The organism is Hungatella sp. L36 (assembly GCF_014288035.1).
The window spans coordinates 196,573-211,621 of record NZ_JACOPC010000002.1; the positions used below are offsets into that span (position 1 = coordinate 196,573).

At 42.2% G+C, this 15,049-nt stretch carries 18 protein-coding genes; all 18 read left to right on the forward strand.

Annotation, left to right across the window (positions count from 1 at the left end):
• Nucleotides 1-72 precede the first annotated feature (72 nt).
• The gene (locus tag H8S80_RS06510; protein WP_006777208.1) at nucleotides 73-1,170 is read left to right on the forward strand and encodes a hypothetical protein; all 1,098 of its coding nucleotides are present in this window, start codon (nucleotides 73-75) and stop codon (nucleotides 1,168-1,170) included.
• Between the two features lie 45 nt (nucleotides 1,171-1,215).
• Entirely contained in the window at nucleotides 1,216-2,208 is a 993-nt protein-coding gene (locus tag H8S80_RS06515) for a DUF3991 and toprim domain-containing protein (protein ID WP_006777207.1), read from the forward strand.
• A 131-nt stretch (nucleotides 2,209-2,339) separates the two neighbouring features.
• Nucleotides 2,340-2,606, forward strand: coding sequence for a hypothetical protein (locus H8S80_RS06520; RefSeq protein ID WP_055651422.1), 267 nt, complete (start codon nucleotides 2,340-2,342; stop codon nucleotides 2,604-2,606).
• Between the two features lie 25 nt (nucleotides 2,607-2,631).
• The gene (locus H8S80_RS06525; protein WP_243007910.1) at nucleotides 2,632-3,597 is read left to right on the forward strand and encodes a DUF5688 family protein; all 966 of its coding nucleotides are present in this window, start codon (nucleotides 2,632-2,634) and stop codon (nucleotides 3,595-3,597) included.
• A gap of 320 nt (nucleotides 3,598-3,917) precedes the next feature.
• A complete protein-coding gene (locus H8S80_RS06530) occupies nucleotides 3,918-4,850 on the forward strand; it encodes a DUF5688 family protein (RefSeq protein WP_006775143.1) in 933 nt (310 codons plus the stop codon).
• Complete coding sequence (locus H8S80_RS06535; protein WP_039892247.1) at nucleotides 4,823-5,764, forward strand: DUF5688 family protein; 942 nt, start codon at nucleotides 4,823-4,825, stop codon at nucleotides 5,762-5,764. The genes H8S80_RS06530 and H8S80_RS06535 overlap by 28 nt, the downstream gene beginning before the upstream one ends.
• A 62-nt stretch (nucleotides 5,765-5,826) precedes the next feature.
• The gene (locus H8S80_RS06540) at nucleotides 5,827-6,762 is read left to right on the forward strand and encodes a DUF5688 family protein (RefSeq protein WP_242866215.1); all 936 of its coding nucleotides are present in this window, start codon (nucleotides 5,827-5,829) and stop codon (nucleotides 6,760-6,762) included.
• Nucleotides 6,759-7,685: a DUF5688 family protein gene (locus tag H8S80_RS06545; protein ID WP_055651425.1), complete on the forward strand. Its 927-nt coding sequence runs from the start codon at nucleotides 6,759-6,761 to the stop codon at nucleotides 7,683-7,685. Before H8S80_RS06540 ends, H8S80_RS06545 begins: the two co-directional genes overlap by 4 nt.
• A gap of 476 nt (nucleotides 7,686-8,161) precedes the next feature.
• Nucleotides 8,162-8,443, forward strand: a complete 282-nt coding sequence (locus H8S80_RS06550) for a hypothetical protein (RefSeq protein WP_147338545.1) — start codon at nucleotides 8,162-8,164, stop codon at nucleotides 8,441-8,443.
• Nucleotides 8,440-9,162 (forward strand): hypothetical protein, encoded by a 723-nt coding sequence (locus tag H8S80_RS06555; RefSeq protein ID WP_006775138.1) that lies wholly within the window; start codon nucleotides 8,440-8,442, stop codon nucleotides 9,160-9,162. Before H8S80_RS06550 ends, H8S80_RS06555 begins: the two co-directional genes overlap by 4 nt.
• Before the next feature lie 307 nt (nucleotides 9,163-9,469).
• Nucleotides 9,470-9,910, forward strand: coding sequence for a hypothetical protein (locus H8S80_RS06560; protein ID WP_006775136.1), 441 nt, complete (start codon nucleotides 9,470-9,472; stop codon nucleotides 9,908-9,910).
• A gap of 76 nt (nucleotides 9,911-9,986) precedes the next feature.
• Nucleotides 9,987-10,337, forward strand: coding sequence for a plasmid mobilization protein (locus tag H8S80_RS06565; RefSeq protein ID WP_242663992.1), 351 nt, complete (start codon nucleotides 9,987-9,989; stop codon nucleotides 10,335-10,337).
• A 2-nt stretch (nucleotides 10,338-10,339) separates the two neighbouring features.
• A complete protein-coding gene (locus H8S80_RS06570; RefSeq protein WP_055651426.1) occupies nucleotides 10,340-11,788 on the forward strand; it encodes a relaxase/mobilization nuclease domain-containing protein in 1,449 nt (482 codons plus the stop codon).
• Entirely contained in the window at nucleotides 11,778-12,350 is a 573-nt protein-coding gene (locus tag H8S80_RS06575) for a hypothetical protein (RefSeq protein WP_006775132.1), read from the forward strand. Before H8S80_RS06570 ends, H8S80_RS06575 begins: the two co-directional genes overlap by 11 nt.
• Before the next feature lie 23 nt (nucleotides 12,351-12,373).
• Nucleotides 12,374-12,856, forward strand: coding sequence for a hypothetical protein (locus H8S80_RS06580; RefSeq protein ID WP_006775131.1), 483 nt, complete (start codon nucleotides 12,374-12,376; stop codon nucleotides 12,854-12,856).
• A 123-nt stretch (nucleotides 12,857-12,979) separates the two neighbouring features.
• On the forward strand, nucleotides 12,980-13,585 hold the full coding sequence (locus tag H8S80_RS06585; protein ID WP_181987956.1) for a hypothetical protein: 606 nt from the start codon (nucleotides 12,980-12,982) through the stop codon (nucleotides 13,583-13,585).
• Between the two features lie 60 nt (nucleotides 13,586-13,645).
• A complete protein-coding gene (locus tag H8S80_RS06590; RefSeq protein WP_006775129.1) occupies nucleotides 13,646-14,623 on the forward strand; it encodes a hypothetical protein in 978 nt (325 codons plus the stop codon).
• Nucleotides 14,616-15,047, forward strand: a complete 432-nt coding sequence (locus H8S80_RS06595; protein WP_006775128.1) for a hypothetical protein — start codon at nucleotides 14,616-14,618, stop codon at nucleotides 15,045-15,047. Before H8S80_RS06590 ends, H8S80_RS06595 begins: the two co-directional genes overlap by 8 nt.
• Nucleotides 15,048-15,049 lie beyond the last annotated feature (2 nt).

Consider the following 15,049-nt stretch of genomic DNA (forward strand, 5'->3'; position numbering starts at 1 on the left):
CCAAGCGGAGAAGCACAACAGCACCGCAATGCAAGAAACAGAAATGGGTAAAAGATTTACGGTAAAGAGGTGATGAATGTAAAAGTTGGGATTATTGATGCTGACTTACTGGAAAAAAACAGACATCGCATGCCAAACCTGGCATGTATGAAAATCAGCTCATATCATAAGCAGATGGGTGATCAGGTAGAATTATTGACTGATTATTCCAATGTACAAGAGTTTGGACGGGTGTATCTTTCAAAGGTTTTTACAGGAACAAGATGCCCGGAGGAAGTTCTTACTATGGAACATGTCAAATATGGGGGGACTGGTTTCTATTTAGACCAGGCCCCCGGATTACCTTATGAAGTAGAACATACCATGCCCGATTACAGTCTTTACGCAAATTGGCTTGCCAGCCAGGGTGAGGACGGGAAAAGAAGTAAGAAATTCAAATATTACCGGGAGTATTCTGTGGGTTTTTTGACAAGGGGCTGCTTTCGGCAATGCCCTTTTTGTGTAAACCGTAATAAGACGGCATCGGTGCCTGCAAGCCCTGTGACAGAGTTTTATGACCCTAAGAGAAAGAAAATATGCCTGCTGGATGATAATTTCCTGGCATGCAGGGAGTGGCACACTTTGTTGGAGCAGCTACGGGAAACAGGCCGTCCGATACAGTTCCGGCAAGGCTTGGATATCCGGCTTATCACTTCGCAAAAAGCTGAGGAACTGGCAGCTTGCAGGCTGGATGGAGATTTGATTTTTGCTTTTAACAACATCAAGGATAAAAGAGTGATTGTTGAGAAGATGAAAGTGATAAATAATGTATTTCAGGGATCAAAGAGAGTGAGATTCTATGTCTTGACAGGATTTGATTCAAAAGGGAGATATGACCAATCATTTTGGCGGCAGGACCTTCTACAAACATTTGAACGCATAAGGATATTGATGGGGATGCGTGCCTACCCGTATATTATGAGGTATGAAAAATACAGGGAGTCTCCTTACCGGGGAATGTATGTGAACCTGTCCAGGTGGTGCAACCAGCCCCATATGTTTAAGCGGATGAGCTTGCGGGATTTTTGCTTTCTGGCTAAAGATGGAAGTGCCTGTAGAAACTATCTGCAAGAATTTGAAAGAAACTTTCCAGAGGGCAGGAGTTACTTGGATATGAAGTTTATAGATTAAGATTCTGATCCAGGAGGTGGCGATATAAAATTTTCGGATGAAGAGTTGGATATTGCGAGGAGCGTGGACCTGGTATCCATTGCTGAACGTCAGGGGTTCACTACAAAAAGAGTTGGCAGTTACTATACGCTAAAGGAACATGATTCCGTTAGGATAAAAAACCGGAGGACTTGGCTGCGTTATTCTATCCCCCAGAGTATGGAAGGCCATAATGGTGATACTATCGAATTTTTGAAACAGTTTTGCGGGATGGACTTCCGCGGATCTGTCATTTATCTACTAAATGAAGCCGGTTATAGATATGAGGATAAAGAGTTTGAAAGTGATACATATAGAAAAAGACACGAATGCAGAAAAGCAGAACAGGAGACGGAACCAGAGGAAAAGGGGGAATTTGTGCTCCCAGAGGCGAATGATAATTACCGGCGTTTATATGCTTATCTGTTGAAAACACGTTGCTTGAGCAAAGCGGTGGTGGACTGGTTTGTAAAAAAGAAACTGATCTATGAAACGCGTAGATACCATAACGTGGTTTTTATTGGTCGAGATTCATTCGGAACAGCCCGTTTTGCCAGCATGAGAGGAACGGTTGACAATTATGGAAAGCCATTTAAAGGGGATGTGGACAATAACGACAAAACCTATGGATTTAATGTTCGAAATAGGAGAAACAAAGAAGTCAAGGTATTTGAGGCGGCTATTGATTTAATGTCCTACATGGATTATAAACGAGACGGGCAGTCAAATAAACTGGCATTGGGGACAACCTGGGATGGAGCATTAGACCGGTTTTTGTTAGAAAATCCCCAGATCAAGCTGGTTAGCCTGTATTTTGACAACGATAAAGCCGGTAGAAAAGCAGCGGCAGCATGCCGTAAAAAATATAGGGAAATGGGTTATCGGGTCAAAGTCCGATTTCCACCACACGGAAAAGATTGGAATGAATTTCTCGTTACAGAGAGAAAAAAAGCAACTGTTCAATATTTGGATAGAAGCAGGAATGTGGTGCGGAAACAGGCAATTGGAAAAATCCAGTAGAAAAGAAGAAATATGGATTGGTTTAATTATAAAGAAGAACTTATCTATCAGTTGATCGACTTGATGGAACGGAGCAGGACATTGGGGCATTAAATCTGGTGCTGGACGGTTTACCGGGAGGTGCCGCTGGTATGCTTTATAATAACACGTTGGATGAATTTGCGGAAGGGGTAAATACAGATCTGTATCTTCTGCCAACAACAAACGGTCAGACGCGCATTTATGCCGCAGATCAATATACACTTGTAGATATTAAAATGGGTCTTGAAAGGCAGAAACATTTCAAGGATTTTGAAAACCATGCTTTGTCAGGGGCCGTCCTGCATTATAAGCAAAAGTGTAAGTCCTTAGTGGTGGTCCCACAGCCGCGAAAATGCAGTGTGGTAAGAAGGGGTTAAAATTTGGCAGGAATGATAACTGCATATGGCAGAGAGGAGAGCAAAGATGCGAGATTATGATGAAGATCAGGCATACGATGAAGTCCGGGAGGATTTTATAGAAGAATTTAAAGATCAGTTAAAACAGAGAGGAAAGGGGGAGGAAATGGAATTTATAGCAGAAGGAACCCCCTTTGAATCTTTTATGATAAAAGGTGATGGAGCTTCGATATGCCCCAGCATGTCAATGGAACTGGTATATATAAATTGTTATACAATTGCTGCTTATGAGATTGATGAAGCCGCCCGGTATATATTGGGGATGCATGATAATGCAGAGCGAATTGCCTGCGAACAGTTGGAGCAGATTGATAATGTCCTGATTTTCCCCATGAACCTGTCTAAGTATTGGGAAAAACTAGAAAAGAATCACATCACGTACATGCCCTATCGGGATATGGCAATCACATTTCAGTTCATTTATGAAACGGAAAATAGATCCTATTGCAAAGATGTTAAAGAAGACCACTTGATACAGTGGGGTATAAATGTTGAAGAACTATTTGAAAAGGTCAGATATAAGGAGGTAGAGGAAATTGGTACACAAATTATAAATGTGTATGATAATGTAAAAAAATCATTGGAAAATAACCAGTCCATCATATTTAGTTCAGTAGAGGATGTACGGGAGGAGGCAAGGCAGGTATATCAGGTCTACGGGGTGAATGGCTTTGGCGCTGTTTTCTATCCTAAAGTAATGGAGGAAGTAATTAAAAAGCTGGGAGGCGATATGGTGATCGTTCCTGACGATGGCTTCACTGCTTATATACAGACATTTGATGTGAAGGATTTATCAGATGTGCAGGAGGAACTGCAATTTCAGAATGAGACAAAGGAAGCGATTGGAGATGGGCGTCATGTTATCTCTGGACATGTTTTTAAGTATGATGCGGTGAAAAAAAGTCTGGTTCCTGCTATCGACTCTAAAATAGAAAAATATAGAACAAGGTAGGGGGCTGTTGATGGAACCGACAGATTGGAAAGTATTCGATCAGATTATAAACGCGCCATATTCGGGACGGAAAGCAGCCCTATTTCCGGCAGGGCTTGTACAGGAAACATGGGTACAGACAAAAATGCGGAAAAGCATTGAGCACACAGCGACACGGTTATCACTGTCTAAACATGTTTATATGTATGACAATGGAAAATTAAACAGGTTTAAGGATATAGGAGATATGCTGTCTTTAGTCCAGGGAACCAGTGAGTATAAAAAAAAGCGGCCAGTAAGAAACAGGGAAGGTGAGATCACTACCATAAGGAGGCAGACAGATGGATTATGAAGAATTTATCAAGTATTTTACTCATGAAATCAGCTATAATCTGAAAATGCTGGGAGTTACATGGCGGGCAAGTCCTGTAATTGGGGAGGGAAAAGAGGGCGCTATGGCGGTTATCCGTGGCGGTGGTTATGCCGACCTGCCACCTATTTCTATATATGAGTATTATCAAAGGTTTTTACAAGGGACACTGTGGGGTGTTGCCGCGCGTGAGGCAACGCAGGAATATTTTGACGATAAAATAACCAGAAGTGCATTGGAGGATATGGGAGTTTTCGCCCCAGATATGGTGATCCCCACATTTGCGAATGTAAAAGAAAATGCGGAACGGTTAGAACAGATTCCGCATATAAGGTTTGAGGACCTTGCAGTCGTCCTGCAGGTTGCATATCAATCGCTTGGGGGAATCAACCTAAATATGACTGTTACGGATGACATATTGGAGGAGTGGGAGCTGAGTTTTGATGAACTATATCAGAGATCATTGGATAATCCCAGAAATATTGAGTCCGTCCAGATGGTGGAATTATATAAAATGTTAGATGAAATGGCATCTTATGAGGGGGCAGCAAAGAATTTGCCACTCTTTTACGTAATAACAAACACGGGGCAGTATTTGGGGGCAGCTTCCATATTGTATAAAGAAAAAATGCGTGAACTAGCGGACAGTCTCGGTGAGGATATCTTGCTGGTCCCTATGAGTATTGACCAATTCATCGCCATGCCTCTTCTGGATAGCAGCGGTGTCCGGTACATAGCGAATGTATTGCGTGAAAGCAATGGGACGATGCCACTGTCCGAAAACTTATATCATTATAACTGCAGGACAGAACAGTTTCGCATGATCTCCGATGTACCGAAAGAAACAAAAAAACGAGGCAGATATGGGGCTATCATTTGGCAAGTAGATATGCAGCAATATTAAAACAGAGGTTGGACTTTTATGTATCCTTCACTCATGAAGTAAATAGCATTTTGAAAAAGCTGGGGTTAAAGTGGGAGGCAGTTTTACCGTCCCATATATCAGATGGCTGTATGCTTATCATGAGAGGATGTCCACAAATATCAGAAACCGGGATGCTTCTTTCTGTGGCGTTCAACCGCTATACAGAATTGGGGGAACCCATGTGGAAGGTGGCAAGTGATTCCATTGGGCGTTTTCTTCGTGATAGAGTTACCGAAACAGCATTTCGGGATATGGGGATAATATCACCTGATATGGTGGTCCCGACATTAGTGAATGCAAAACGGAATCAAGCGCTGTTAGAGGAGACGCCACATGAATTATATGGGGCTGGCGAAATTGCGATTGTATTGAGGGTTATTTATCATTCATCGGATAGTCTGCTTGAGGATATGCGTCTTAATCTGAAAGTGACGGCTGACCTGTTGAGTGAGTTTGGCATGGATTTTAATGCTCTGTATCAAAGGTCATTAGAAAACCCAGAAAACCAAAGAGCCATTCAAATGGATCCATTTGAAACAGAACCAGATAGAAGAAATATTTTTATCATGACAACGGAGAGCTTTTATTGGGGTGAGTCTGCTATGCTGTATAAGGACAAAGTACACGAATTGGCGGATAAGTTAGGAGGAGATCTGATACTGTTTCCTAATAGTATTAATCAATGTTTGGCGTTACCAAAAGAAAATAGGGAAGGGAAAAAATGGATTCAGGAAACCCTCTATGATAGTAAGAAAAACGGTTATCAGCAGAGAGATAAGGATTTATCCGATTTTATTTATACTTATAGCCAGAAAATGGATGAAATCCAAAAGACGAGTCAAAGGGTGAGGCAGAAACCAAAACCTCAAATGAATAAAAGACAGGGCAGGTAACTTTTCAGAGTGATTCGGAAAAGTACCTGCTTTTTTTATTAATTATAAAGGAGAGTAAGAATATGAATCTTAAATTATATAAACAATTTTGTGGTGCTTATCAGCAATGCGTTCAGGCGGCTTTGGAAGATTCCCATATCCAGGGGGACGTGAAGATTGTGGCAAAAGGGCTTCCAACCGAGGGGATCACAATGTTATTTGAAAAGAAGGAGAGATATTGTCCTGTCATTTCCATGAGGGAAGCATTTCTGAGAATGGAGATGCTAAACATGTGGGAAGAGGAATTGGTGGACCGGGCAATTGAGGTTTTTTCCGATTCACAGACGGCGGATTTGAAGATAGCAGTAAGTCAGTTGGAACAGCCGGAAAATGTGGCGATATACGCTGCCAACCACAGACTTGACCTCGATGCACTGAAAAATAATGATATGCCTTACCTTGTTATGGGGAATGTGGTGTTTTACTATATGTTTTACGCACCGCTGGGAGATGGCCGTTATTATCAGGCCGAGGTGACAAACAGACATTTGAAAAATTGGAATATGAGAAAAGGAGAACTTCACAGTTTTGTGCGGGAACACTCCCTCGTTTCCATGGAGAGCAGAATCTATCCTTTACACAATATGATTGAAAACATGCTGGATGGAATCCCTTGTGTCCTGAATGACGGGGAGGCGGAGGATACCCTTGGATATACTGTTACCGGACCGGGAGGAGCTGCAACCATATTATATTGGGATGTCCTCCGTGAGCTGCAGCAACTGATGCACGACAGCTTTTATATCCTTCCATATACCGAAAGAGAAGCCTACATCCTGCCTGATACGATGGCAGCGCTGACACCGGGATTTTCCATTGAAGAAATCCACAGGAACGGGAATCATCAGGTACGCCGCAGTCTGTCCGGTTATGCTGTTTCAAGTCATGGTTTTCATTATTCCCCATCAGATAATAAACTGCTGACGATCCGGGAATGGGAAAAGGTGATGCGTGAATGACATATGAGGATTATAAACAGAATTTATATTTAGAACTTGGCCGGCAGTTAGATGAAACCAACAAAAAGTTAGTTGTAATAGGCGAAGGGACAGCCAATGAGGAGATAGCTGTTGAAATTTCGAGGGAAACCGAATCCATGTGCAGCCAGTCACTATCGCTATGGCACCTGTATAACCAGTATTGTAGATATACAATGCCGAATCAGGTAGATAGAATCTGCGACTATTTTGACCGGGTACGACTGATCAAAAAGATCGAACAGTTGGACAACGTTACTATTTGGGCAGCTAATCTGGAGAAGTCAGCAAAAAAACTGGAAGAGAATGAGACACCTTATGTCACAGTGGGGGATATCGCTGTGTATTTTAAGTTTTTCGACGAAGTATACGAGGTCAGCAAGGAAGACGGTGAGGTTTGGCCTAACGATTATATAAGGCCAGTCTGCAACAAACATTTAGAACAGTGGGGATTTACAGCACAGGAATTATTTGACAAAGCCAAATATTTTGATGTGGGCGAGCGTTTACAGACAGTATTGGATGCAAGTAAGGACGCCTTCAAAAGAGTATTGGGAAGCTATGAGCAGCTTCTGCCAGACACATATGGGATTTATAGTATAACAGGAGAAAATGGGATCGGGATGATGTTTTATCCGGTTGTTTTGTCTCAAGTTGCACAGCGGCTTGGCGGGGATTTGTTTGTAATACCAATTTTAAACGACCGTATTTTAGTGTGTTCTAAAAATGAGTATAATCTGGAGAAATTGCAGGAGGTAGTAAAGATGAAGAGTAAGGAAGATAAACTATACGGACTGATCCCCCTGCATGTATCGGATATGGTATTCCAGTTTGATGCACATAGACTTACGTTACAGCCGGCAACGGATCAGAGAGAGAAAAAAATGAAACATACAGCGAGATAGATTTTAAAAATGTGGACAATTGAAAGGGGGTGATAAAGCCCAATCCAATAAAGAGTTCAAGACATGAGAATTTAATATGCTATCAGGAACAGGAATCTGGTATCATGTATGGAATAAAAATCCCGCTATCAGTTATCCGTAACTGATAGCAGGAACTTCAAAACATTGATATCTAAAAGGTTTTGGTGATATCAGATTTCATATTGCCTGCTGTCAGATAATCGAAGCTGATAGCAGGTTAATATGCGAGTTGTGGGGAAACTGCTGTCAGTTTCCCTTTTCTGCTATCAGATATCAGCTCATTTTGAGCGAAGATGACAGCAGAAATGTGTGAGTGATATCAGCATTTTGAGGCTGATACGGGGGTATTAGGGGGACTCCCCTAACAAGAATGGATTTTGTACGGCAAAATCCGTATCTTGCAGAGGACTGGCGGAGCCAGTCCGGACCGGCCTCACAGGAAAGGGGATATATTTGTGCAATATGAGCAGGAGGATTTTGAACAGCTAAAGAAAAAGGTAACAGAGTTATTTGAAAAAGTTCCTGTTGAAAAAGCTTTCTTGGATTTTACCTATGTGCCTGGAGGCGATGTGTTGGATTCATTGAAACTTGCGGATACAAGGACAGAACTTCTTATTTTTCTGCTGGATAAAAGTAAAGAAGCAGCAGACAGGGAGACAATAGATTTAATTTACGATGCATTAAACGGTTTGGCTGAATTTGATAACCTGAAACATGGTATGGTACTTGATCATTGAAGTCTTTAGCTTGGGATCTATGCGGGGCTGTGAAGTCCATAAGCGAAATGGAATGGCGGCGTATCCGACATGCAGGGGAGTCTGAGGCGGATGTAGTCCGTAGAATATACCAGCAGATCAAAGAAACAGAAAAACGCTGTGAATTGGTTGAATATTGGAAAGAACACCTTGGAGATATAAGCTACTACATAGATAGAAGACCGATGAAGGAAGTAATAGAAGCGCTGGAACAATGGCCTGTGATATCCGTGAAGAGATTGAATATGGCAATAGAAAAACGCAGGGAAGACAGTGTCTGTGATGTGTATGAACTCTATTATATTCTTATGAAACAGGACCATGAAGGGAATCCGGCTTATCTGGCATGTATTAAGTGTGACGAAGGCGAAATGGAATTCATTGATCCTTTTAGTTATAAAACGGAAACCTTTTCCGAAGAAGAATGTATGACAAATCAAAAGTTGTTCCAGCTCTTGGAAGAGGGTTATCAGATCGTGGAGATAACAAAGGAGGCGAGCCTGGTTATATGGGATAATTTAAAGGAAACAGATACAAATGAATTAAAATACATGCAGGGATTCGGAAGATATGCTGCTTTTTGCTTGGAAAATGACTTATTTCCAGTTAGGGAAAGTGGAGGTTTACAGAATACTTTACAAAACCGTGATGAGGATTCTATGAAAATAGTAAGATCCCAACATAAGATTAAAAGTCGTTGAGCGGGAATAGCAGACTGAAAACCGCCGAGGAAGGGAATCAGAAGCGTTATTCTTGCGGGCAATTTGTGAAAAGAAGGATATTCCGGAAGCAGATTAAGAAAAAACTGGCTGAACTTCTGACTATCAAGAAGTGGAAGATGAAAGTGCAGAGCAGGAAATTCTGGACCAGTTGAAAACCTAAAGAAAGATGAAGGACTGCTGGATGTCATGTTTGAACAGACTTTATTCTATAACCAACTAAAGAAGGAATCACTGGAGAAAAAAATCCTGTTGATGATACGATTAATTACGGAAAGAAGGGGATGATTTGGGACGGATTGACACACCGGACGAACTGAGAGAATATCTTGATGAATTTGATATATTGCTGCCATTGACCGCCGAAGAAGCTGAAAAGGTGCTGGAATATATAAAAAACAGCGGGTATACACTGGAAACGGACGGTTATGGGCAACTCTACAGGACAGACTTGGAAAACGGTGAGTGTCTGGAGACAGATATTGACCATATGATAGATGATGCCTGCGAATCAAATTATGAAATGATATCTGATATCAGGGATTATTTTGTGTTTTGCGGCGGGAAGGAACGGGATAACCTGTTTCAGGTCCTGCAGGGGTTGTTATCTGATGAGAAGATATTAAATACTGCTTTCAGCAGGACATATTTTCAAAAGGAGCTGCAGGTGAGGTTACATGGCGTACTGCCTGCTGTGGAGATAACAGCGGGCCGTCGGGTGATAAGATAGATAGTAAGAGTGTATCTGGTAGGAAGGAACATTGCTGATTGCTGTGTTTCCTTCCTTTTTCTTTGCTGGAAGGAGAGTGAACAGGCTGGGAAAAGCAAAAATTAAGAATTGCCGTAAGGAAATACGGCTATCCCCGGAGGAATTGGAGGAGTTAAGGAGGAAAGCAGAAGAACAGGGGTTAAAAGAATCCCAATACATGAGAATGCTGATAACCAACCGCCCCAGGGATTACCCGGATTTGCTGGAGGCAATGCAGAGCCTTACTAATGAAGTGAACCATATTGGCATAAATATCAATCAGATCACCAAAAACAATAACAGCGGCCTGTACCATGAATCAGATAAAAAACGGCTGTATGTCTATATGAAGCAGATCAAGGAAGCCGTGAAACAGGTAGTCAGTTTGTTGGAATCAGCAGGTACTTAACTATGGCTGTCAGCAAAATACTGCACATGGGATGTGCAAAGTCAGGATTTAAGGCAAAATATCTTGCAAACGCGATCTCTTATATTACAAAAGATTTTAAGTCTGAAAACGGGCTGTATGTTTCAGGGTATAATTGTTTGCCTGAGACGGCGCTAAATCAGATGCTGAATACAAAACGCCGGTATAACAAGATGGGAGGCCGTCAGGGATACCATATTATCATATCGTTTGAAGAGGCGGCAGATACCGTTGATAAAGATATTGCCATGGAGATCATAGGTAAATTTGTGAAGGAATACCTGGGTAAAGAGTTTGAGGCTGTTTATGCCCTGCATGATGATACGGACCATATCCACGGGCATATTGTGTTTAACAGTGTTCGTTGTGTCGAGCAGGGATTGAAGTACGATTACAGAAATGGCGACTGGGATAACATCATACAGCCTCTCGTCAATAAAATCTGTGAAGAGTACCATATGGCTACTCTCGATATGGACAAGGTTCGAGAGAACAGGAAGCATAAAAGAGATAAGACTTGGGACCAGAGTAAGGACGGAATTTTTGTCTGGAATGATATGATCCGTCGTGACATCGACCAGGTTGTAGCACAGGCGGAAAACTGGGACGAATTTTTGAGCGGAATGGAGGAGCGTGGCTATGAGATAAAGCATGGAGCACATACGCTGATAAAACCTCCAGGAATGGATAAAGGGCGAAGGCTGGATACTCTAAAAGGTGATTATACAGAGGAAAAGATACGGGAACGGCTGTGTAATCCTATGCGGGAGGAAGATTTACCAAAGCCTGTATTGAAACTGCCGCCCAAAATCAAGAAGATATCCGGTTATATTCCCAGAAGGAAGTCTGAGCTGACTGGATATCAAAAAATATACTTTGCAAGGCTATACCGGCTGGGAGTCATCAAAAAACAACCATACTCTAATGCCTGGAAGTATAAGGAGGATATCCGGAGACTTCATGAGCTGCAGGAAGAATATAATTTCCTGTCTGCATATCAGATATATACAGACCATGACCTGGATAATGTCCTGAAAGTATTAGCAGGTCAGGCAAAAGCGCTGAGACAGGAGAAAAGGCAGCTAAAAGACTTGGAAGATGCCAATCCAGAGGCATTTGCCCTGTGGGAACAAATACAGGAACTGAGTATAGAAGTTTCTCTGTATGAAGAGGGGTATCAGGAGTTCAAAGGAGAATATCAGAGGTCAGAACAGTTGAAAAAGCAAATGTCTGATTTAGGCATTTCTTTTTCGGAGACGGTTCAGTTGTTCCAGGATTCCCAGGGGAAAATCCGCCGCATAGACGAAGTTTTGGCGGGGGTGAAAAGGCAGCAGAGAATAGGAAAGAAAATCCTGCAGGAACAGAAGGAGCGATTGCAAAGTAAAAAACAGCATATAGATAAAGGAAGGGGAGAACCGCATTATGATTTATGAAAATAAAAAAATAGAAGCACTGGCATCGGAAGTGACAGGATATCTACAGAAATACAGCCTGGGAGAAGCCTATATCGAGAGTTTTCGAGAGCGTGTACCTGCAGGTATGAGGATTCCGGGGATCAAGGAAGTTTTGGGCAATCACCAGTTAAGGAATAATCTTACCTGTTTTCTGCTATACCGCTCTTCTCTTTTACCAGAATCAGCCAGAAAACAGGGTATCAGCCTGACAGACAAAATAGACGCGGTCGGTACGGTAAGAGAAGCGGATAAGCATGGAGAAAAACAGGAATTGGCATGGGAAATAAACGAAGTAATGAAAAATGTAGCTTTTCCCTTTTATATTGAAGCCGGATATGCAAAAGCCTGGGATGACCAGTCTGACCCTGTGAGACGTATCTACAGGGATATTGGAATTAAAGAGAAACGTCAGAGTATGATCGACTGTCTGGAATCTGCGCTGGATAAAGGATATGGGGCCGGAAAAAGGATTTCAGATATGATTGCGTCCCTGGAAAAGATTGCTGATAAAGTTCCGGATCGTTTAAGTAAGGGACGGTAGAATATATAATTTGAGAGGAAAATATGAAATATCAGTTTTTAGATAATGCAGGGAATGTGACAGAAGCAGAGCAGGAAAGTTATGCTGATGCACAAAGTTATGCTGAAAGTCATAACCTTATGTGCCTTTCCATGCCATATGATTTATTTGTTTCATCTTTTCGGAAAAAAATCAAGCTGTTAGAAAGTCATGCACAATACAGTTGGCTGTCAGAATACGCAGAAAAAATAATCCGTATGAATCAGGGCTTTGGTTATCAGGCGATTGCTGCAAATGATTTTATGGAAAAAATAATCATAATGCCGTTAGCAGACTTGCAGGGCTGGCTTGAGGAAAATGCGATTTCAGAAGGAAAAAAGGGAACCGTAAAACCGTATCAGCAAAAAATGATAAATGGTCTTACTGGATCAGAGAAGGGGATTACCATTGAAATTCCTGTTGGAATGGGGAAGGCTAAGAGCAATTTGCAAAACAATGCAACTAAAAAAGCGAGGAAAGGCAGGTAAACAACAATTTTAGAAATAAGACCATTAAATGAACAAGAGAGGAAGTATGCTTATCCACAAAGTACGCAGATTGATGGGCTGACAGGTAATATTGGGTTTGCGCAGGGATTTTTTTTCCGGAATGTGAAAACATTTTTAATTGTCTGGCCTGATCACCGGGAACATATGAGAACACCGGAGTTTAAAGAAGAGTTTGACCAGGTTATCGAGGCTCTGCGTTCTGATCGTTATGAAGGGATATTGGAGGACAGATTTGGGGCAGTGAAATATGGAGGCAATCATCCAGGCAGTGCCTTCGAAGGGAAATATAACACAGAATATGGGATTCGTGTGGACACAGATGAACATATCTATTTATTACGTTGCGATGCGTTCCGTATGAATTTCTACTGCTCCTGTTATGAGGGAAAGCGGCTTGACGAGCACATTAGGAGGGCAGAACGAGGGATACGGTTTGTTGACTATGATGGTGAGGATTTATTCCGTATTCCGGATGGGGAAAAAATTGTAGTGACTACAAAATTGAATGAGGCTATTGAACACAAATGCCGTTACATTGATGACGAACATGTTGAGGTAGGGAGTAATCTTTACCATATAAATGAGTTCGAAGAAAAAATGCACAGGAATGGAGCCGTGTATAGACCACTGCGAGAGAAAGCCGTAGAACGGCAGGAAGTGCAGGCTGGTGGAAAGAAGAATAGGGTGGATTCTCAAAAAGTGAGATGAGAAATTTGAAGCAGAGACAGCCGATTGGACTGTCTTTTTTAATGCAGGAGGATATGAGACATGACGGTAGAAGAGCAGAAGTATGTTGAGGAATGCCGTAAAAAGCTGGGACCGGAGCAGGTTCAGGTCATACAGATGGCATTTAAATATGGGTTAGGCATTAAAGATGTGCGGCGGCTTGCAATCCCGAAGCTGAACGCGGAGCAGATGCGCCAGACAGTTTATGCAGTTCTCGAAAATGTTGACAGTGAATTGATCGAATTGTGCTGTCAGGGGACATTTGACCAGTATCAGATTCCAGAAATTGTTTCTGGATCTGTTTCCGGGCTTACGAAAGAGGAAATATTGTCCTATGCGACACCGGACCTCCCGGCCAGCCGTATGAAAAAAATGAGAAGCCAATTGATCGAAGCGAAAAAAAACGCAAGTGATACAGCGGAGGGGACCGCTTTTCGGGAGTACACAGAAAATCTCATCAAAATGATGGAGACGTCCCTACAGCAGTTTAAGGAGAACAACGAAAAATTTGAAGTGCTTTCGTCTCTGGTCAAAGAGCATGTCCTGGATGAAAAAAACCAGGAAATCAAGGATTTATATGACAACCTGAAAGAAAAGGACAACCTGATTAAGAAACTGCAGGAGGAAGCAGCCGGGCGGGAGGCACAGATAAAAGATCTGGAAGCGAAGCTGTCAGATGTTAAAGTGCAGACAGTACAGGGGGCTGAAAAATCTATTGAAATTGAGAGGGCAGGAAAAAAGCCTGTACCTACGTCATATTGGAGACCGGAGCCGCCACAGACAGCGAAAAAAACACTTTTGGATAAGTTGTTTCCACAGAAGACGCCGGATATTTTGGACAAGATTGCAGCGGAAGGGCTGTCTTCGGAGCAGCTTGAAGAAATCCGGTCTGCATTTGATTCCGGCCTGTCAGATATGGAAGTGATGCGGATCATCAAGAAGGATCTGACTGCCGATAAAATGCGGAAAATGCGTGAGATTATGATGCTGGTGCGTGAGAGGAGGCTTGCTGATGAGTGAGGCATTCAATATCAAGATGGTCCGGGAATGCTATTATATGATGCAGTTGATGGAACAGCAGGACTTTACATTTACCCAGGATGATAAAAGGCTTCTTTTAGGGTATGCATTTCATCAGCGGGATTTGGATTGTGTGCATGATGCAGTTATCCATATCGCCGCAGTCCGAGAAAAGTCACAGGAGGATCTGGATTCCGGTATCATTGAGCAGTACAGTATACGCGGCAAAAGTGAACTGCAGGGAAAGATCGTGGAATACATCATCCAGTTGGAGGTTGCAAATATTAACCAGGAAAGAGCAAACAAACTTCTGATGGAGATCCTGCGTGATAAAAATGTGGACTACGAATTGGACCGTATGATAACGGAACTGCAGAAGCAGGACGAGGAGAAGAAAAGGGAAAATGAAGTGTCCAGGAGGTGAAT